The organism is Gilliamella sp. B3817 (genome assembly GCF_026536705.1).
Lineage (GTDB): Bacteria > Pseudomonadota > Gammaproteobacteria > Enterobacterales > Orbaceae > Gilliamella > Gilliamella apicola_I.
Genome location: NZ_JAFNNV010000001.1, coordinates 537,213 through 557,979 on the forward strand (window position 1 = coordinate 537,213; position 20,767 = coordinate 557,979).

Annotated in this window: 16 protein-coding genes and 1 CRISPR repeat array (1 of these 17 running past the window's edge); of the genes, 4 read left to right on the forward strand and 12 right to left on the reverse strand. The window is 36.1% G+C overall.

Translation table 11 applies throughout. The annotated features are described in order from the left end of the window. Nucleotides 1–754: direct repeats of the CRISPR family, unit length 29 nt; unit sequence CGGTTTATCCCTGTGTGTACAGGGAACAC (it extends 193 nt beyond the left edge of the window). Between the two features lie 84 nt (nt 755–838). From cas2e to casA, 7 genes are read right to left on the reverse strand one after another with little or no spacing between them, the layout of a single operon-like run. Continuing rightward, entirely contained in the window at nt 839–1,132 is a 294-nt protein-coding gene (gene cas2e / locus J3U36_RS02370) for a type I-E CRISPR-associated endoribonuclease Cas2e (protein ID WP_220216475.1), read from the reverse strand. A 2-nt stretch (nt 1,133–1,134) separates the two neighbouring features. After that, nucleotides 1,135–2,052, reverse strand: coding sequence for a type I-E CRISPR-associated endonuclease Cas1e (cas1e, locus tag J3U36_RS02375; RefSeq protein WP_267380381.1), 918 nt, complete (start codon nt 2,050–2,052; stop codon nt 1,135–1,137). 10 nt (nt 2,053–2,062) lie between these two features. Beyond that, nucleotides 2,063–2,734 carry a type I-E CRISPR-associated protein Cas6/Cse3/CasE gene (gene cas6e, locus J3U36_RS02380; protein WP_267380379.1) on the reverse strand — a complete coding sequence of 224 codons (672 nt, stop codon included), beginning with the start codon at nt 2,732–2,734 and terminating at the stop codon, nt 2,063–2,065. Then, a complete protein-coding gene (gene cas5e / locus J3U36_RS02385; protein WP_267351530.1) occupies nt 2,735–3,478 on the reverse strand; it encodes a type I-E CRISPR-associated protein Cas5/CasD in 744 nt (247 codons plus the stop codon). A gap of 12 nt (nt 3,479–3,490) precedes the next feature. Next, complete coding sequence (gene cas7e, locus J3U36_RS02390; protein WP_267380377.1) at nt 3,491–4,555, reverse strand: type I-E CRISPR-associated protein Cas7/Cse4/CasC; 1,065 nt, start codon at nt 4,553–4,555, stop codon at nt 3,491–3,493. Nucleotides 4,556–4,560: 5 nt separating this feature from the next. Continuing rightward, a complete protein-coding gene (casB, locus tag J3U36_RS02395; protein WP_267380375.1) occupies nt 4,561–5,181 on the reverse strand; it encodes a type I-E CRISPR-associated protein Cse2/CasB in 621 nt (206 codons plus the stop codon). Nucleotides 5,182–5,206: 25 nt separating this feature from the next. Next, nucleotides 5,207–6,757: a type I-E CRISPR-associated protein Cse1/CasA gene (gene casA, locus J3U36_RS02400; RefSeq protein ID WP_267380373.1), complete on the reverse strand. Its 1,551-nt coding sequence runs from the start codon at nt 6,755–6,757 to the stop codon at nt 5,207–5,209. A 456-nt stretch (nt 6,758–7,213) separates the two neighbouring features. Here casA and J3U36_RS02405 point away from each other — a divergent pair, with 456 nt between their 5' ends. Both J3U36_RS02405 and frdD read left to right on the forward strand, forming a co-directional pair. Next, a complete protein-coding gene (locus J3U36_RS02405; protein WP_267380371.1) occupies nt 7,214–7,651 on the forward strand; it encodes a hypothetical protein in 438 nt (145 codons plus the stop codon). A gap of 14 nt (nt 7,652–7,665) precedes the next feature. Beyond that, on the forward strand, nt 7,666–8,022 hold the full coding sequence (gene frdD, locus J3U36_RS02410; protein WP_267380369.1) for a fumarate reductase subunit FrdD: 357 nt from the start codon (nt 7,666–7,668) through the stop codon (nt 8,020–8,022). Nucleotides 8,023–8,074: 52 nt separating this feature from the next. Here the strand turns inward: frdD and J3U36_RS02415 are convergent, their stop codons facing one another. The 5 genes from J3U36_RS02415 to J3U36_RS02435 all read right to left on the reverse strand — a co-directional run bounded on the left by J3U36_RS02415 (nt 8,075) and on the right by J3U36_RS02435 (nt 14,621). After that, nucleotides 8,075–8,935 carry a hypothetical protein gene (locus tag J3U36_RS02415; protein WP_267380367.1) on the reverse strand — a complete coding sequence of 287 codons (861 nt, stop codon included), beginning with the start codon at nt 8,933–8,935 and terminating at the stop codon, nt 8,075–8,077. 65 nt (nt 8,936–9,000) lie between these two features. Continuing rightward, the gene (yejF, locus tag J3U36_RS02420; protein WP_267380366.1) at nt 9,001–10,719 is read right to left on the reverse strand and encodes a microcin C ABC transporter ATP-binding protein YejF; all 1,719 of its coding nucleotides are present in this window, start codon (nt 10,717–10,719) and stop codon (nt 9,001–9,003) included. Next, nucleotides 10,716–11,747 carry an ABC transporter permease gene (locus tag J3U36_RS02425; RefSeq protein ID WP_267380365.1) on the reverse strand — a complete coding sequence of 344 codons (1,032 nt, stop codon included), beginning with the start codon at nt 11,745–11,747 and terminating at the stop codon, nt 10,716–10,718. Before J3U36_RS02425 ends, yejF begins: the two co-directional genes overlap by 4 nt. Further along, entirely contained in the window at nt 11,747–12,835 is a 1,089-nt protein-coding gene (locus J3U36_RS02430) for a microcin C ABC transporter permease YejB (protein ID WP_267380364.1), read from the reverse strand. The genes J3U36_RS02425 and J3U36_RS02430 overlap by 1 nt, the downstream gene beginning before the upstream one ends. 1 nt (nt 12,836) lies before the next feature. Beyond that, nucleotides 12,837–14,621, reverse strand: a complete 1,785-nt coding sequence (locus tag J3U36_RS02435; protein ID WP_416379849.1) for an extracellular solute-binding protein — start codon at nt 14,619–14,621, stop codon at nt 12,837–12,839. 545 nt (nt 14,622–15,166) lie between these two features. Here J3U36_RS02435 and cas3 point away from each other — a divergent pair. Then, nucleotides 15,167–17,860, forward strand: a complete 2,694-nt coding sequence (gene cas3 / locus J3U36_RS02440) for a CRISPR-associated helicase Cas3' (protein WP_267380360.1) — start codon at nt 15,167–15,169, stop codon at nt 17,858–17,860. 324 nt (nt 17,861–18,184) lie between these two features. Next, nucleotides 18,185–20,746, forward strand: coding sequence for a type VI secretion system Vgr family protein (locus tag J3U36_RS02445; protein ID WP_267385830.1), 2,562 nt, complete (start codon nt 18,185–18,187; stop codon nt 20,744–20,746). Nucleotides 20,747–20,767 lie beyond the last annotated feature (21 nt).

The following is a 20,767-nucleotide window of genomic DNA, read 5'->3' on the forward strand; positions in this document are numbered from 1 at the left end:
CCTGTGTGTACAGGGAACACATTAATTAAAGCTGCATATTTTGGGTTTATCTCGGTTTATCCCTGTGTGTACAGGGAACACCTGATCGTTGTTCACTGAATCACGGATTAAATCGGTTTATCCCTGTGTGTACAGGGAACACTAGGCGGCTCTCGCCTCCGGATTGGACAAAATCGGTTTATCCCTGTGTGTACAGGGAACACGCCACGGAAACTCATCCATTAACCACCTCTAGCGGTTTATCCCTGTGTGTACAGGGAACACGCTGACAGTAGTCCCAAGTAGTTCACTTAGTGACGGTTTATCCCTGTGTGTACAGGGAACACTATTATAAAAACGGCTCGCACGCAGGGTTCATCGGTTTATCCCTGTGTGTACAGGGAACACTTCGTTGTGGCGGGCGCGCTACAAGGGCAATACGGTTTATCCCTGTGTGTACAGGGAACACCTCTGACTGAATAGTTTTTAAAAATGAATGGCCGGTTTATCCCTGTGTGTACAGGGAACACTGCAAATCCTCCTCTGTCGTATTAATCAGAAGCGGTTTATCCCTGTGTGTACAGGGAACACAGATAGAACAAAACCAATAAAGCCCTGACGGGCGGTTTATCCCTGTGTGTACAGGGAACACTCAGTCGTCATGATCATCTCCCAGTTATTATTCGGTTTATCCCTGTGTGTACAGGGAACACTTTAGTGTTCGCAGTCGAGGTACCTCTAATTCGCGGTTTATCCCTGTGTGTACAGGGAACACTCTAAACGTAGCTATTTGTTTTATTTAAACTTATAGAGACCATAAAATTCTACCAGATTTTTTTAATTTTTAAAGAACTTTAACTTATTGATTTTCAATAGGTAAAAAAGATACCAACCTGAGTCCATCGAGTTCTACCGGCACTCTTCTGTTAGTACCATAAGTTTGGAAGTCAAATCCAGATTCAGTATTGGTTGCCCAAGCAAGTACAACATTACCTTCTTCAGCAAGCTCGATGATTTGTTGCCAAATCATCTCCCTTACCGGTCTGGAAATATCACCTATGTAAACACCAGCTCTGATTTCTAATAACCAAATAGCTAAGCGTCCTCTTAATCTAGGTGGGACATTTTCAGTCACCACAACACACATACTCATGATTAATGGCTCCTAAAGCCACTATCGGCAAGTGATTGAGGTTCTGGTATTGCAGGCGGGGGGACATCATCAGGAGGCGGTGGAGGTTCAATACCTCCAGCGGATAATACCTCTTCAATCAGTGGAATTAATGTCGTCAATGTTTTTTGACTTCTAAAAATATCGCGACAAGCAATGCGCACTTCACGATCAGGGTCAGCTCTATTTTTAGCAGCAATTTCAAACGCTTTGGGTACCACTGTATCAAATTTTATAATATCGGCAATATCATAAACAAACGAGAGCGGTTTTCCGCTATGCACAAAACCGATAGCTGGGGCATAACCAGCTGCCAAAACCGCTGCTTCGGTAATACCATAAAGACAAGAAGTAGCAGCACTGATACATTGATTGACCGTATCGCCTTTTTGCCAATCTTTGGGATCATATTTACGTCCATGCCACTTAACACGATACTTTTTGGCTAGTAATGCATAAGTTGCACGTACACGAGCACCTTCAACACCTCGTAATTGTTCAATAGAACGTCGGCTAGGAGCCGGTTCGCCAAATCGCAGTTCAAACATTTTTTTGACAACTTTTAGACGAAGCTCATCATCCAAAGCTAATTTTGCTTGATAAAGTAATTTGTCTGAACGGGCTCCCCCAGGCTGACCTGTCGAATACATTCTGACGCCAGCCTCACCTACCCAGACTAACAGTGTCCCCACAGTTGCGGCTAATCTAACCGCTGCATGTGATACTCGTGTTCCGGGCTCAAGCATGATACAAGCAATAGATCCAACGGGAATGTGGGTTCTAACGCCTGTTTTATCTATTAATACAAAAGCACCATCTAAAACATCAATTTGTCCATATTGTAGGAAGATCATTGATGTTCTATTTTTTAAAGGAATAGGATTCAGTGGAACATACACCATATTAAATATCCTATTGACAGTGTTTGATTAAAAATAGCCCACAGCCAAATCCTTTGCTTTTACCAATACCTTGATAAAGTGTAGCTAAAAATAGTTTAGGATCAGTAACAGTTAAAACCCCCTCAAAATCAACACTACTATAACTAATCGGTTTAAGTTCTGACTTTTTATTAAGCAGATGTTGGTTGTAACTGATAACATTACAGCAGACTGCTGAATGATCATTTTGTTGTAATGAAAATCCACGCTTTTCACTTTGCTTAATCAACCAATCTATGGCCGCTTGATATTGCTGAGCTTTGATCTCATTCGATGATAATCCCTGTTGTTTAGCCTGATACTTAGCGTTCATCATCACATCACATCGTTTTCCTTGTTTCATGACAACAGGATTGGCACGTAATAAAAAACTTAACTTCATGCCTGTTGTTAATTGTGGTGCATAAGGTTTTGTATCAACTTTAAATAACTCATGATTGGCAAGCGGTGTAACTTCAGATAAAAGATAAAACAGAGGTTTTTTAATCTTCTGATCTTTATGAAATAAAAAAGAACGTTTATTTTCATCAGGAAACAGTTGCCATAACCATTGATGCATAGCATATTCACCAGCAGACCACCATTTTTGTTGCATCACATAAGGAAGCCGCTCAAGTTTTAGCTCGACTTTCGAAAAATACATCTATTCGCTCCTTTTTAAGTGTCCTGTATATTGCTGACGATTGATAAATTGCCAACGCTTCCGATTAATGGGCTGATCTTGTCGAAGTTGTATTTTAATTACGTCAAAATGCGCTTCTTGATCAGGATGATCCCAATAATATTCGTTAGCATCACTATCAATTAAATCTTTAAGGATTGAATCACATTGGTGATATTGACGATAATGGTCATCAGCGAAGACAAAAGCATCACTAAGCTCACCTTCATAAATCACCGGCGCTAATGGCAATGACAATGGCGAGTTTTTCCTGCCCACATAAAGTGGAAAGACAGGCGTTAATAATGCCTGCTTTATCTGCTCTACAGAATAAGGGGCGCTTTTTGTTTCGGTAATAATAATTTGATAATAGACATCGTTGTAATATTCACGCTTGGTAAGTAGAGTTTCAAGATCTTGAGGATTACGACGTATTTCATCATAACGTGTGTAAAATACGTCTTTTTTATTCGCTTTTGGCATCTGAACAGTATGAAAATCACTAAACCAATGACTCTTATCAACAAAAGGGCGAACTGCAACATGATAATGCTGATTGAAAGCATCAATACACTCATCATTACGCCGAATACCTAATGCTGCCGCCAAAAAACCTAATACAGCCGAGCGGGAAGGAATAATATTGCTGTGGCGAACTTCGCCAACAGCCGGTTCACCCCACGATGTAAGCGGTGCATAAATCTGAAAAATAAGATGTTTTATCATCTTGACCGCTCCTTATTTTTGCGCAACAAACGTTAATGCAGCAGCAAGTGTCCCTTCTCCACTTTCAATATTGAGTTTGTAGCGATCATCTGCACATTGACCATAAACTTGATCAAACTTATCTAACTGTTGCTCTAACCTTGTAATAGCATCATTCACCATATCTTGGCTGCGGATAGGATTGAAGTAAGCGACAGCAAGTGAACGTGGTTGCTGAGTACCTTTTTCAATCAATAAATAAGAGGTATAAGCACGTGATGCAAAGCTATTTTGCATACCTGATGGTGCTACTTTGGCAGCAGATTCAGTTAATGCTTTTAGCGTCTTTTCAACCAATGCTTCATCACCATTTAGGTTATCAAGGAGTAAATCACGACTAATACAGATATAAGTATAAAACAGTGCAGAGGCAAATCCACGTTCGCCTAAGTGGGCAGAGCCAGCATCTTGTTCTTTATTATTTAAATCATCAACAGCAGTGAAAAAATCATCTTCGATTGTGACTGAACTAACCCCTAGAGCATGAGAAACCTGACAGGCAGCATCCACATTAAATGCAGGACTATCCGCTAACATTCGACCAAATAGGGCTATATCAACACTGCTATTTTGTTTGCGTAATAGTTTAACTTCGTCATCTGTTGGAAGCCTTTTTTCGCTAATTAATTGTTTAACTAACGAAGCAATTGCGTATTGCTCATCATTACTGATATGGACTAACTGTTCAATATCGATATTAGTCAGTGGATCTTTTGGTGCTTTTTCATTTTTAACTTTACCAAATTGTCCTGCAATTTTAATGGCACTTTCTTTGGCTATTTTTTCAGACACTCCTTGTTCAACCATCGGTTTATAAATCCAATCTCTTGCAAATCGACGCGAACGCACACCAATATGATCACTTAAAGATTGATAAAAACAATCTGATGTACGCCATGCTCTTTTTAAACTTTGAGAAGAAATCCGTAGACGATCGCTATTACCCATTACAGCGGTTTTAGGTCGTCCCATTTCATCACGATTTAAATTAGATGGTGCATAAGCCGTTAGTAAATGTAATTGAATAAATGTACTCATATTAATTATTCCTTTGATGTTTTTTTAGTTGAGTTGTAATCCATTGCCCAACGAACAGAAAGACGTTTAAATGGATCAGAATTGGAAGGTAGATTTTGTTGACGTTCATGCCATTCTTGTACCCATAAAAAGATGCCATCAGCCAATGAAAAGAGATTGACACCATTTTTACCCCGTATTTTTATCGCTCGAATTAAGCGACGACAAAACTCTTCGGGTGTTTCGCTGGCTAAAAGTTGTTGAAATCGTAAACGAGATAAAAAATTACGTTCACCGCCTCGAACTTTATCACTTAATTGTGATGCAAAAGAAGCATTATCATTATTAGAATCAGCAAATGGAGCGACCCAAGTAAAATAAACTAATGCTTGTTCATGAAACGGCTTATTACTGAATAATGTACTATCTTTATCAAATAGAGCATCCTTTAAAATAGTATAACCTTCTTGTAAAATGATTTCTTGAAGAAACGTTGCACGGCGTAGCTCTGCACGTAATTGTCGTCCATTGTAGGTACCACCATTAAATCCATATCGCCTTTCTTGCAACATCGAAAACCAATCATCAATAATTTTTTTGTGGTTTTCTTTAAGAATTATCGACTTTTTTATCAGACTTTCTGACATCTTTTTCTCCCTTATTCAAGCAAGATTATTTGCTATTTTTTATTTTCTTAAAATACGTAAGTTTATTAAAATCAGAAAGCAACTTTTCTCTGGCACTGATTTGAATACAAACTTCTTGATTCGTTTTACTATCCTTTATGTCTTTTAGCGACTGATTAGGATCGCTAAAAGCAGCTTTATCATAAACTTGGATAATGTAATGTATTAATGTTTTAGCCCACTGTGCTAACAATGGTTGCCGACCACTGGAATTATCTTTTTGTGTAATGAGTTGTTTTACAAACTGATAAAATGGCAATTCTGTCTCTTTCCAAAAGGCAATATCAATTGAAGTTGAGTGCTTATTAATTGCCGTCATTGCTTTACGCAAAATCGGTAATGAATCTTTACTGAGTGCTAAAGCTTGTGCTATTATCTCACTTAAATCACTGTCAGGATCCGCCAAATCGGGGTAGACTGGGAATGTGTGTTCATACCAACAACGTGCTTTCATATTGTCGAAATCGTAACCAAAACACCATAAATGATAGTGTTGTTTATCTTTAAAGTTTCGATCAAGATGGGTGGTAACAACGCTAGCTGAATGCGTATCATCATTGGCACTCACCATACCTAACCAATCTCGATATACTAAGCCGCCCGGTTGCCCTTTAATCGCAAGTTGTTCACCTGTCTTTTTATCTATTCGATAGGGTGTTAGTGGATGTAGCCAATGTTGATATTGAATGCCATAATTTTTGGTTTGATATTGGGTAATTAGTTGTGTTAAGAATTCACCACAAATGTCACATTGCCCTTGCTCAGTTTGGTGAAAATCTAACTCAATTCGCCGAGGCATTCCCCAAAAAGCTTGGCAGTAATTAGCTTGATCAGGAAATAGACTTAAATTTTTAGGTGGTTCACTAGTCTTTGTTGCGGCTAACCAAGGAAAGACTGATGCATCAAACTGCTGCGGTTTTTCTTCATCATCTAAAGGGATCACATTTAACCACAATTTTTTCCATAATGGAGTCGGTTTATTCAGTTCAGGCATGATTAAAGTCGTGATAGGCCCTCCACCACGCAAACTCACTCGATGTCCTTGACCACCCGATGGGGCATTAGTTTGCAACGTAAACAGCGCCATAGCAGCACAGTGTGGGCATATTGCCTTGACGAAATCTCGTTTAATAAAGTGATCGGTATTTCGTTTTAATGCATTCTCGCCCGGGGCTTCAACCAATAAACCCGATATAGGAACTTTATTCCCATTTAACGGTGCAAAATCTTGCATAAAAGAAGGTTTTGTTGCGCCAAATTGCATAGCAGTTCTGACTTGTTCAAACGCTTCGGTTAGTTGCTGTGATGAAAAACCATTATTCCAATATTTTCGCCACTCTGAATTATCTTCGGGCGATAGTGTGGTTTGTAATAAACCAATCAAAAACTGGTAAGCCGCACCTTGAAAATCGGGTCTTAAATAAGCTAAATCTGAAATGGTTTCATCAACCAGTTGGCTGGGTTGAATTTTACTAAGGTGACCATCGAAATGAACAACCGGTATCCATTTTTCGTCTAATAAAGATAAAGTAGACAAATTTTTTACTCCTTAATTTCATATAAAATCGATGTTATGATCCGACACCGATTATCTATTTATTAATAAACCATTAATTCATCACAAGTTTGATTCATTAATATAAATTGATTATGTATATTTGCTATCAATCTATTTAACAATTTTAAATCTTATTTAACCAAAAAATTACATTTTTTACGATAAACAAATAATAAAAATGTGATCCACTACAAATTTTTTAAAAATTTACATATAACAGCTTGTATTATTGCTTATTTTAATTTTTTCACATAGCTTTCTAACAATTAAAATCACGCACATTATGTGCAACCTTAGAACGGTAAAATCTTTAACATTACTTATATTAAACTAGCGACATTAAGTCGGTTTGCCACTATAATTGCTTGTTAAAAGCTATTGTGAAACTGATATAAAATGTAAAAGCTGGTAGATAAATCTAATGTTGAGAGAGTTATGAATCCTAAAAATAACACTAAATTTCCACTAAATAATCATCAAATTCCCCTAGACAATTCTCATCAGCTTGATAATGGGCAGGTAAAAACCAAGGTATCCTTGATATTATCGATCATTAGCAAAATAACGCCGTTTTCAATGTTATGGATCAGTTTTGTTTTAACTTATGGGGTAGTTTGTATGTACACGAATGCGGTTGGACAAGATGAGTTTTACCGCTTTATCTTCTTTTTACAAAAACCCGTTGTGGTTGCACTTAATTGTGTAGCACTCTTGTCGGCACTATTACATAGCATAATTTGGTTTATAAAAGTCCCTAAAGCATTATCATTAACGACTGATAATAAGCAAACTCAAGCTTGGTTACTTATCGCTTGTTTATGGATAATCACAATTGCCGTATCAGTGTTATTAATTAAATTGATATTAAGATGAGTGGTGTTTAAATCATGAAAATTCAAGAATCAGAAACTAAACGTTCGAATAATACTGTTATCAAAGGATTATATGCCTTAGGCGGTACGTGGGCAGCTGTTTTTGTTCCGGTTGTGATGATTATCATTGGATTGATTATTCCTTTTGGCGATGCTCAAACTCGTTCCTATATTTTAAAATTAGTTAGTAGCGAACCGGGTAAAATCTTTTTGCTGTTGATGATATGCTTACCCATTTGGTGCGCATTACAACAAATTTTAACGATTTTGCACCAGTTTAATATTCATCCTAAACGTGAAAAACTGTTAACTTTTGGTTTGGCGCTGGCATGGACGATTCACGCTATTTTTATTTTGTTTGTCAGAACATAATAATTGAAATTGCGATTAGCGTTATTAGATGATAACGCTAATGGTTTCAAGATTAATAATAAGTGATTTGTCTAACGACGTTCACTTGCTTATCTGGTTGAAGTTTATTTACTCTATTTGCTGAAAGCCAATCTTTTTTATCATTGACGGTGAGTAATTGAGTTATATAGTTAGCTGACTCCTTACCGTCTGTAAAATTAGTAGATTGAATTGACGTTAAGCGATTATTTTCATATTGATAAGAAAAATCACTTTCATTGCTTAAACCATTACTAAATTGAGTCACTACTTTTGCGAGTTTTTGATCTTGATATTCATACGTAAATAATGAAACACCATTCAAATCATTACCGGTATAGTTACCCTGCTCATCCGTTTCTTTAAGTTGCCAGTGCACATTTTTATTAACCAAACAATGATTGGTATCATATTGATAACTATCATTTTGAATAAAAATAAAATCAACCGCTTTTTTAACTTGATGAGACTGAATAATTTTACCGTCTTTATCAGTCGTAAACTGGGTAATACTGTTAGTTTTATCTTCAAAATCTTCGATAATATTTTCCCAACCAGTATTTATTTTTTGGAGATGTTCAGAATATAATCGTTTATTTTGAGCAGAATACAGCTCATAATGACTTAACGTAATTAGTCCGTTTGGATCATATTCTAATGAATGATTTGCATTCGTTTCATTCTCCTGCATACCTATTTTTTGGGTCGTTGTCGTTCTGATTTCTTGCTTTATTCCCTTTGCAGGTGTATCAAGATAATCATAAAGTTGGAAAATATAATTATTGGCTTCAACTTGATTTTGAGTAATATCATCACGACAATTCAGCGCTATGACATTAGTTGAAAACAATATGGATAATGGTGCGATAAAAAAAGGTAGTCTTCGTTTTTGCATAATTTATTGATAAAGTTAATTTTAGATAATTTGTAAAATGCGTGTTAATGCGTTAATTTTTATCATTACTCTTTTCGCATCAACAACGCGTCTGCCCAATTGATTTGATTTTTTAGTTTTTTATTTTCTTTTTCTTCTTGCTCATTGATTTTATCTGAATAAATCAGTGTTTTATTTTTTGCTTTTAGCTTCATCGGTTTATCGAAAAATGATAACAAGGTTTTTGTATATTCATTTTCGGGTTCAGAAAAGACTTTTTCACACAATCCTTGTTCGACAATTTTTCCTTCTTTCATAACAACAACATGATGACACATAGTATAAATTACGCTTAAATCATGGCTGATAAAAAGATAACTCAGTTGATACTTTTGTTGCAATGATTTAAGTAAATGGATAATTTGTTGCTGAATTGTATGATCTAAAGATGAGGTTGGCTCATCTAAGATGAGTAATTCTGGTCGTAAAATCAAGGCTCTGGCAATAGCAATGCGCTGACGTTGCCCTCCTGAAAACTCTGTTGGATAGCGAAAACGCATAGCTGGATCAAGACCAACTTCAAGCATGATATCAATCACAGCTTGTTCTCGTTCAGATTTACTTAGTTTTTTATGGGTTAACAATCCTTCACTAATAATCTGCTCAACATTAAAACGAGGATTTAGCGATGAAAAAGGATCTTGAAACACCACTTGAATACGACTACGGAACGGGAGTAATTTTTTAGCGGTTAAATGATCAATATGATGACCATCAAATAAAATATCGCCGTCAGATTTTATTAACCGAAGTATCGCCATTGCCGTTGTGCTTTTACCTGAGCCTGATTCACCAACCAGCCCCACGGTTTCACCTTGATGAATGACAAAACCGACATTATCAACAATTTTTTTCTTTTTACTGCTAAATAAGCGTTTTTGCGTTGTCACCTCAACATTTAAATGATTAACACTAAGCAGTATCCCCGGTGTTTCAGGTAAAACGATAGGTTCACCACTTGGTTCAGAGTTTAATAATGTTTGAGTATATGGATGTTGCGGACGTAAAAAGATACGTTGTTTATTATTATATTCAACGATTTGACCTTGTTGCATTACCGCCACTTTATCCGCTAATTTTTTTACAATACTTAGATTATGCGAAATAAATAGCATACTCATATTCAGTTCTGTTTTTAACTCTTTCAGTAACTGAATAATTTGCGCCTGTACAGAAACGTCTAAAGCCGTAGTTGGCTCGTCAGCAATTAATAGTTTAGGATGTGTTAATATTGCCATAGCAATCATAACTCGTTGCCTTTCTCCCCCTGATAATTGATGAGGATAAGCTGACAATTTATTTTTAGGCTCTTTGATTCCAACCCGATCGAGATATTGCAATATTTCGCTTCTGGCCTCGTTACGTCGCATGCCTCGATGCAATGATAAAACTTCATAAAGCTGCTTTTCAACAGTATGCAATGGGTTAAGTGATACCATTGGTTCTTGAAAGATCATACTGATTTGATTACCTCGTACTTTACGAAGTGATTTTTCGCTGGCATGCAGTAATGAGTATCCTTCAAACAAAATGTCCCCAGTTGGGTAAATCACTTGTTCGTTACGCAATAAGCGTAGAATTGACAGTGCCGTCACACTTTTACCCGATCCTGATTCCCCAACTAATGCAAGTGTCTCTTGTTCATGAATATCAAAACTGATATGACTGACCACTTGCGAAGTGAGATGAGCTTGTCTTTTGAATGCAATACTTAAATCTTGTACAGATAATAAAGGTAAACTCATTGATACACTCCTTTGTTTGGATCGAATGCATCCCTTACGGCTTCACCAATAAAAATCAGAAGGGAAAGCAACGTTGCAATAATTAGAAAAGCGCTAATGCCAAGCCATGGTGCTTGCAAATTATTTTTGCCTTGTAGTAATAAACGGCCTAACGATGGTGAATCAATCGGTAAACCAAAGCCTAAAAAATCAAGCGATGTTAATGTGGTAATTGAGCCACAAAGAATAAACGGTAAATAGGTTAAAGTTGCCACCATGGCATTAGGTAAAATATGACGAAACATAATTTTATAATTTCTAACGCCCATTGCTTTTGCTGCACGGATATAATCAAAATTACGTGTACGTAAAAATTCTGTTCTTACTATGCCAGCTAATGCCATCCAACCGAACAAAACAGTAATACCTAGTAACCACCAAAAATTAAGTGGTAAAATGCTTGCAAGAAGAATAATGACAAATAGGACAGGTAATCCGCTCCAAATTTCGATGAAACGTTGCCCAATCATATCGACTTTACCACCATAATACCCCTGTATAGCCCCAATGATGATGCCGATAATCGTGGTAAAAAGTGTTAAAAGAATAGCAAAAAACATCGATATTCGAAAACCATATAAAATATTGGCTAGAACATCAAAACCTGCATCTGTTGTCCCTAGCCAATGCAATGCAGAAGGTGGCGTCGGAAAGGTACTGTTAGTATCGTAAATTAATGTATTATAGGTATAACGAAAAGGTGGCCATAACATCCAACCGTTTTGTTCTATTTTTTCTTGTATTTGAGGATCTAAAAAGTTAGTTTGCGTTTCAAACTGTCCACCAAATTCAGTTTCCGGATAAAAATGAAAAATAGGTGAATAATAGTTATTCTGGTATTTGATAAAAATTGGTCTGTCATTAACGATAAAATCTGAAAATAAACTAATAACAAAAAAAATCAAAAATAGCCAAAGCGAATAATAACCACGACGATTATGTTTAAATCGTTGCCAACGTTGTTGATTAATAGAATAGTGAGTGGTCATTAATTACGAGCCTCAAAGTCAATACGTGGATCAATCACCATATAAGATAAATCACATAACAATTTAGTGATGAGTCCAATTAAGGTAAATATATAAAGTGAACCAAAAATTACCGGATAGTCACGTTGTATAATCGCTTCGTAGCCTAATAATCCTAGACCATTAAGCGAAAAGATAATCTCTATTAACAACGAACCGGTAAATAAAATGCCAACAAATGCAGCAGGAAAGCCTGAAACAATCAATAATGTCGCATTACGAAAAACATGCTTATATAAAATTTGTCTTTCGCTTAAGCCTTTAGCACGCGCAGTAATAACATACTGTTTTCGAATTTCATCTAAAAATAGATTTTTAGTTAACATCGTCAACGAAGCAAAACCGCTGATCACCATAGCAATGGTTGGCAAACAGATATGCCAAGCATAATCCTTTACTTTTCCCCAAAAATCGAGTTGGTCAAAATTATTTGAAATCAATCCTCGTAGCGGAAAAATATCCCAATAACTGCCACCGGCGAACAATACAATTAATAAAACAGCCAGTAAAAAAGCAGGTATTGCATAACCAATGATAATTAACATACTTGACCAAAAATCGAATGCAGAACCATCTTTAACCGCTTTACGAATACCTAAAGGGATAGAAATCATATAAACGATTAACGTACTCCATAGCCCTAAAGAAATCGAAACAGGCAAGCTTTTAGCAATCAATCCTAAAACCGATTCACTTTTAAAAAAACTATTACCAAAGTCAAAGGAAAGATAATTTTTGAGCGTATCAATGTAACGTTCAAAAAGGGGTTTATCAAAGCCAAATTGTTTTTCAATCATAGCCACAACTTGGGGATCAAGTCCTCGAGCACCTCGATAATTTGACTCATTTTTTTGATGCAGCGAAGATGATGCAGTGCTTTCACCACCGGGTAACAAACTTTGTCCACCATTGGCATCATTTTCTATCATCGCTAAGGCTTGATCAACTGGGCCTCCTGGAGCTACTTGTACAATAAAAAAATTGATCGTTAAAATAACAAACAGTGTTGGAATAATGAATACCAATCGACGAACTAGATAATTGAGCATATCAATGTTCCTTATTCTTAGATAAATTAGCTGCTTTATCAGCATCATACCACCAACTATCCACGCCTATTGCATAAGTGGGTTGGATGTCTGGTTGCCCAAATTTATTCCAGTAAGCATAAAATGTTTGGCTATTATACCACATGGGGATCATGGGGTATTCTTGAGTAAGAATACGATCAAGCGCTCGTCCTAGTGGGATTAATGCTTCTTGATTATCGACATTCTTGGTGATTTCGGCGATGATACCGTCAATGGCTTGATTATGTAAACCTGAACCATTCCATGACGAATTAAGATATTCACTCCCCCAAAGAATCATCAGATCTGACGTTGGATAATTCACTGCCCCATAATTACGAGCCATCATATCATAATCACGTTCACGCATACGACGTAAGTGTTGAGCCGAATCTAACAACGTAATTTTCATATTAATACCTAATTTTGCTAAGCTTTGCTGAAATGGAATAGCATATTTAATATCTTCACCAAGGTAAGCAATAAGTTCAAATTCAAAAGGTTGCTTAGTTTTTGCATTGACAAGCACGCCATTTTCAATTTTCCAGCCAGCTTGATTGAGTAATTGGGCGGCTTTTAATAAATTTTCACGATTAAAACCCTGACCATCACTTTTAGGCAATGAATAAGCATCACCAAAAGCACGTTCAGGGATAATATCTTTATAGATATTCAGCCATTTTAGCTCCTGTTCGGTAGGGGTTCCTTTTGCAGCATAAATTGTATTTTCAAAAAAACTGGTCGGTCTTTTATAACTGTTATAGTAATAAGCACGATTTAACCATTCAAAATCGAATGCTAACGTAATCGCTTCACGAACTTTAATATCTTTAAACAGATCTTTTTGTAAATTAAAGGCTAACCATCTGGTGTCGGTTGCAGTTTTTATCGGCTTTTCCTGCTTGATGATATCGTTTGTGTCAAAATAATGACCTTGATATTGCGTAAACCAATTTTTAGGTTGGGACTCACCCCGAAAATCATATTCACCGGCCTTAAAGGCTTCTAATGCAATACTGCTATCCATATAATATTCTATGCGTTTTTCATCAAAATTATCTAAACCTCGATTAACGGGTAAATCTTTCGCCCAATAATGAGGATTACGGCGATAAATCACGTATTGCCCCATTTTATAATCACTAATAAAATAAGGCCCACTCCCAACCGGTGGGGTCGTTAAGGGTTCTGAAAAATTATGATGTTGCCAAAAATGTTTTGGAATAACGCGCATATTGCCGACAAATGAAAGTAATTTTTCACGATCGGATTTTGGCAATTCAATACGAACTCGATAAGTATCTAAGGCTTTAACCGTCACGCCTTGATTATAGACTTTATATTGAGGCACACCTTCAGTCATAAATTTATTAAAGGTGAATTCCACATCTTCAGCAGTTATTGGCTGATCATCTTGAAAACGTGCATTAGGATTAATTAAAACTTCAGCCCAACGATAACTATCAGAATAAGTAATCGACGTTGCTATCAAAGGATAAAAGCTGGTGATATCATCTGCGGTATTCGTAAAAAGGGTATCATATAGTGCACCTGAATTTTTTTCCGGCGCACCACGACTGGCATAGCGATTGAAATTATCAAACGAACCAATCTCAGCTAGTTTAATAATTCCACCTTTCGGCGCATTTGGATTCACATATTCTAAATGTTCAAAATTGTCAGGATATTTAGGTTCGCCTAATAACGAAAAAATAGTTTTATGATAAATCTGTTCGCTCGTTTGAATGACGTTACGCACTGCCATTTGCTGACGACTATCCGAAGACTGCTCAACAGCTTGTGACGCTTGTTGCGTTGTTTTGTCTTCTGTTTGATTGGCATTAACAGATTGAGGAATAATGACAAATCCACTCATACAACAAGCAATGAGTACTGATTTTATTTTGGGTTTGATTTGACGAATCATCCTAATTTAATTCCTGTTTTAATCAATTTTAAATTTATTTGTTAGCGCAAAATTTTATTGTCATCGATAATGACTAAAATTATTTACCCTCATTAGTTAAAATATTCTATTTTGCCAAACTTCAATTAAGTGAGCAAAATCTAAATATTAGCACTAAATTCACCCAGTACAACCACCATTATAATCTGACTAATTAATTAATCATCAAAAAAGTTTAACATTTACTTTATGTTTCAGTATAAAAGATTTTGTTTCATTTTTATACTAAACAGTATTATATTAACAAACTAAATTTTTCGAAATTTAATGAAAATTATTAAGTTAAATAAGCATAAATAATAAAACGGACAAAACAGTAGCAAAACAATCAAGGAATACATTTAGTGACTCAGCCATTTTATCAATATTGGGGCAAATGCCATCAAAGTTCTGACAACAGTAGTTATCACTTACTTGCTTACCATAATTTAGATGTCGCTGCATGTGGTTATCAAATAGTTAAACAAAATTTATTTAACTCTTCGCAATTATTTGAACAAATTGGTTTTTCTGCAAAAGATGTCGATCAAGCAGCGCTTTGGTTTGCTTATTTTTTGGCTTGGCATGATATTGGTAAATTTGCGAATGGATTCCAAGCATTATTTAAACACAATCATCCGCAGCTTGTCAGCGTCGATCCATCTAAAAGCTATAATTCTAGACATGATTCGCTTGGTTTTTGGTTATGGAATAATTCACTTAAACACCAACCAAACGTTAAGCTTGAACAACATAGTGAAGATATTGATGAATTATATGACACATGGCTACTTATTATGACGGGACATCATGGCAAACCACCAGAACGAGAAGCTTATGGTAATTTATCATTTAATGAACAAGATAAACAATCGGCTTTAGACTATATTATCGCACTGAATCAATTGTTTATTGTCGATAACAATCTAGCACACCATGCTTGTCATTTTTTTGATATAAATTATCATAAAAAATTAAAACAAATAAGTTGGTTAATTGCGGGTTTAACTGTAATCAGTGATTGGCTTGGTTCAAATGAACAATTTTTTCCGTTTTGTTCACAGCCCATGCCTCTTGATGAATATTGGCACAATCATGCGATGTTGAAAGCAGAAAAAGCCATTGCCACTTTACCAACAGCATCGCCAATCACCCCTTTTAGTGATATTAAAAATTTGTTTCCTTTCATTGAAAAACCAACACCACTACAGCAACAAGCGTTAACCTGTCAACTTTCTGATAATGGTGCAGAGCTTTTTATTATGGAGGATGTGACTGGTGCAGGAAAAACGGAAGCGTCAATGATTTTAGCACATCGGCTTATGACAGCTAAAAAAGCACAGGGTATCTATATTGGCTTACCAACTCAAGCAACAGCTAATGCTATTTATCAGCGTACCGCTCAAGTCTACGAACAATTATATCAAGCTGATAGCCATCCTTCGCTAGTACTGGCTCATGGGTCTAGCTATATGAATCCGCATTTTACTCAAACAATTTTAAATCACGATGAAATTAGCCAGCAAAAATACCCTAAAGGTGAACAATCGGTGAGTGGAGAATGTAATGAATGGTTTGTTGATACTCGAAAAAAATCGTTATTAGCTGAAGTTGGGGTTGGCACGTTAGATCAAGCGTTAATGGCAATTATGCCTTTCAAACATCAATCGTTACGTTTATTAGGATTACGCCATAAATTACTGATATTAGACGAAGTTCATGCTTATGACAGTTACATGGTAAAACTACTCGAAAACCTATTACATTACCATGCGTTACAAGGTGGCAGTGTTATTATTTTGACAGCAACATTACCTTTATTTCTGCGTCAAAAACTACTCGATGCCTTTTATAAAGGCTTAACTGGCAACAAACAAGTTTTAGAATTAGAACAGTCATTACCTTTTCCACTTATGACACAGCTTAATCATAACGGCTTAGTTAAACAAGCGATTGAAACCCGACAAGAAGTTAAACGCCAAGTAAATATCGAATGGATTAACCATATTGAAGCAGGTATAGACAAAATCAGCAAAGCTATGCAACAAGGTAAAATTATTTGTTGGATCAAAAACAGTGTACAAGATGCAATTAGTCTATATCAACAAATTCAACTCAATTTACAACTGGATCATACACAAATCCTACTTTTTCATAGCCGTTTTGCGTATTGTGACCGTTTGGAAATTGAAGAAAAAACATTACAATGGGCTGGAAAAACATCGAATCATCAAATTCGTGCAGGAAAAGTCATTATAGCAACACAAGTGATTGAACAATCCTTGGATCTTGATTTTGATGAAATGATCAGCGATATTGCCCCGATAGATTTATTAATACAACGAGCTGGACGTTTACAACGCCATATTCGCGACAAACAGGGTAATATCAAGCCATATGATGCAAAGAATCAATCGTTTGATGAACGCCATCCCCCTACCCTAACCGTGCTTGCCCCAGATTGGCAAGCTGAACCTAACTCGAATTGGCTTGACGAACCAGTCTTTCGAAATACCAGTTATGTTTACGCTAATCCGGCTCATTTATGGTATACCCAAAAGACACTATCCGAGCAAGGTTGCATTAAAATGCCGGATGATGCAAGGCAATTAATTGAATCCGTTTATGAACAAGATCTTGAACCACCAGCAGGATTACAAAAAGGTTATCATGGTGCTCAAGGGGCTAATTTAAGTAAATCGTCTATCGCCAATCAAAACGTATTAAATTTGAATGAAGGTTATAAGCGTGATCCAAAAATGGGATGGGATAACGAAGTCGAAGTGGCGACTCGTTTATCAGAAGATAGCGTTGATATCTATTTAGCTTATCAACAACATGAAAAAATTATTCCTTACTGTAGTCATAGTGAATATGCCTGGGAGCAAAGTCGAATTTCGCTAAGACGTGCAAAATGGGAAAAAATCAAAAATCAGATCCCTCAACTTGATCAAACGAGTTTAGAAAAACTCAGACAACAAATACATAGACCAACAGCGATAATTGTCTTACTCAATGAAAAATCAGACTTTTATTCTAAAGAATTGGGGTTTATATAAATTAAATTTAAAACAATCTAACAATGAAAATTATAATTAGTTATAAAAAATAAATTTTTATACATCTCTGCTGTATATTAAATCTTTTTTATCAATCCTTATTCAAGCTAAAATCAAAATAAAACTTACAAAAATTTATTCATACAATTCTATGATCAACTTCAAAAAAACACAAAAAAACCATTGACTGTCCAAAAATAACACGTATTTTGTTTATATAGGTTAGTTAACCATTTACATATAATTACATTTATAAACACAAGTTTACTTTTTTAAATAAAGTTAGGTTGGAAAGTAGTATTTTAAATGCAAAATAAGGATAATATGATGAATTTACAGGAGCTATTGACCGAGAGTGCTTCATCGTTAATTGAAAACTCAGCGCAAAATAATTATTCCCTTTCAATTGATGGTGTAGATTTACTGACAACAATATCAATATTATCACTTGAAGGTAAAGAAGAATTAAATCAACCATGGCAATATGCAATTCATTTTACCAGTCCAAATAAGCATATATCCATTGATTCGATACTTAATCAAACCGCATCGCTTACTTTTCATCCTCGTCAATTACCTTTAAAGTTAACTCAAATCAGTTCCCTTGATAAGCTTGATAAATCAAGAACAATTTACGGTGTTATCACAGAGTTCAGCCTTGTTTCAATGAGTAAAGACGAAGCGCATTATTGCGTTACATTAGTGCCAAGGATAGCCTTATTAGCCAACCATCACCAAAGTGCAATTTATCAAAACACAAGCGTTGTTGATGTGGTTGAAGAAGTATTACGAAATCATGGTTTTACAGGAATTGATTTTCGTTTTGAATTAAACGAAACTTATCCGGCTCGTGAATTTATCACCCAATGGCAAGAATCAGATCTAGCGTTTATACAAAGATTACTTGCCGATGTTGGGATTTGGTTCTATTTCGAAACGCATCCTAAGCACCATTGTGATGTTATCGTGATGAGTGATTATGAACAAGGACTGGAAGATGCCGGAAGTATTATAATCAAACAGCCGAGTGGACTGACGGATAATCAACGTCACAGCATATGGGACTTACAATTCAGTAGTAAAACCAAACCTAAGCAAGTTAGTGTTAACGACTACAACTATCGCATGGCAAACAGTCAACTACATGGCTCAGCCAATAGCCAGCCTAAAGATATCACAACCCATGGCGATGACTACCGTTATGAAGAGCATTATAAAGTATTGGGTGATAAACAAACAGTTGAAAGCGGGCAATGGTATGCGCACATACGTCACCAACACTATATATCAGAACAATTCATTATCTATGGTAAATGTAATGATTATCAACTGGTGCCGGGTCAACGTCTTATTATTGAAGAATGTCCGATTTATGACATAAAAGAAGGTATTATTATTATTGCTTCCGAAAGTCATGGTAATCGAACAGACTCTTACGAAACCCATTTTACTGCCATTCCATATGATGTATTAAAACCTTATCGTCCTTTGCCACTTCCTTGGCCACAAGTTAGCGGTACTTTACCGGCACGGGTAACCAGTCCAGATGATGATACTTATGGTTATATCGATACAAAAGGGCGCTATCGTATTAAATTCAATTTTGATTTAAAAAATTGGAAAAAAGGCGAAGAAAGTTTATGGGTAAGACTGGCAAAACCTTATTCGGGTAATACGTACGGCTTTCATTTTCCGTTAATAGACGGTACAGAAGTGGCGGTTGCATTTACTAATGGTAACCCGGACAGACCTTATATTGCCCATGCTATGCATGACAGCACGCACCCCGACCATGTCACCACAATCAACAAACACCGCAATGTAATTCGTACACCGGCGAACAACAAACTGCGCATGGATGACAAACGTGGGCAAGAGCATATCAAGCTTGCCACTGAGTACGGTAAAACCCAGCTCAACATTGGTCATTTAGTGGATAGCGAAAAACATAAACGTGGTGAAGGCTTTGAGTTACGCACTGATGAATGGGGGGCTATACGAGCAGGTAAAGGGGTTTATATCACAACCTATAAGCGGGAAGGAAATCAAGGGGTCAAAAAAGCAAGCTTAGATGGAGATGAAACTTCAATTTTGTTAAAAACCGGATTGAGCGTATCAAAACGATTATCTAAACGTTCTGATAGTCATCGAGCAGGTATTCTTGAAGGTTCGGATACCCTAAATGAGTTTGTTAATTATACAGTAACTGGTATGAATGAAAATTTAGCTTTTACTCAACCAAGTATAGTGTTATCAAGTCCTAAAGGCATAGCCTCAGTAACACCTGACAGTATTTATCAATTTGCTGAACAAAATATTTTATTAACAAGTAAGCATGATACTAATATTGCAGCAAATAATTCAATTCATACCAGTGCTGGCAGGGAATTTTCTGTTTTTGCAAAACAAGATATTAAAATTTTTAGTGGTGAAGCAAAAGTACAATTACAGTCTCATAATGACAACATTGAAATTATTGCAGATAAAACGCTAACCATGACAAGTAATGATGACAAAATTAATATCAATGCGAAAAAAGAGATAACTATTGCATGCGGTGGAGCCTATATTCGTATAGCCGATGGAAATATAGAATTGTATGCACCGGGTATTATTAAACATGGTGCACAATCTTATCCCTATACTGGTCCCCAAAAAATGTTACCAACACTCTATTCATTTCCTAAACAGCAACCCCAACCTCCTTATGTTAGACAATTTGTTTTAGTCGAGGAAGGCACTAACAAACCAATCATTAGCCGAGAGTACCAAATTTTAAATAGAGCCAATCAGGTTATAGCTGAAGGTAAAACTGATGCACAAGGTAAAACTCAAATTGTGACATCGGGATATGAAGAAGATAACGTTACATTTAAATATAAATGAGCATTAAAAAGAAGCATAGGA

Bases quoted from the DNA above. Each gene is read 5' to 3' on its own strand.
- cas2e (WP_220216475.1), bottom strand. From the start codon at position 1,132: ATGAGTATGTGTGTTGTGGTGACTGAAAATGTCCCACCTAGATTAAGA.
- cas1e (WP_267380381.1), bottom strand. From the start codon at position 2,052: ATGGTGTATGTTCCACTGAATCCTATTCCTTTAAAAAATAGAACATCA.
- cas6e (WP_267380379.1), bottom strand. From the start codon at position 2,734: ATGTATTTTTCGAAAGTCGAGCTAAAACTTGAGCGGCTTCCTTATGTG.
- cas5e (WP_267351530.1), bottom strand. From the start codon at position 3,478: ATGATAAAACATCTTATTTTTCAGATTTATGCACCGCTTACATCGTGG.
- cas7e (WP_267380377.1), bottom strand. From the start codon at position 4,555: ATGAGTACATTTATTCAATTACATTTACTAACGGCTTATGCACCATCT.
- casB (WP_267380375.1), bottom strand. From the start codon at position 5,181: ATGTCAGAAAGTCTGATAAAAAAGTCGATAATTCTTAAAGAAAACCAC.
- J3U36_RS02405 (WP_267380371.1), top strand. From the start codon at position 7,214: ATGAATCCTAAAAATAACACTAAATTTCCACTAAATAATCATCAAATT.
- frdD (WP_267380369.1), top strand. From the start codon at position 7,666: ATGAAAATTCAAGAATCAGAAACTAAACGTTCGAATAATACTGTTATC.
- J3U36_RS02415 (WP_267380367.1), bottom strand. From the start codon at position 8,935: ATGCAAAAACGAAGACTACCTTTTTTTATCGCACCATTATCCATATTG.
- yejF (WP_267380366.1), bottom strand. From the start codon at position 10,719: ATGAGTTTACCTTTATTATCTGTACAAGATTTAAGTATTGCATTCAAA.
- J3U36_RS02425 (WP_267380365.1), bottom strand. From the start codon at position 11,747: ATGACCACTCACTATTCTATTAATCAACAACGTTGGCAACGATTTAAA.
- J3U36_RS02430 (WP_267380364.1), bottom strand. From the start codon at position 12,835: ATGCTCAATTATCTAGTTCGTCGATTGGTATTCATTATTCCAACACTG.
- J3U36_RS02435 (WP_416379849.1), bottom strand. From the start codon at position 14,621: ATGGCAGTGCGTAACGTCATTCAAACGAGCGAACAGATTTATCATAAA.
- J3U36_RS02445 (WP_267385830.1), top strand. From the start codon at position 18,185: ATGATGAATTTACAGGAGCTATTGACCGAGAGTGCTTCATCGTTAATT.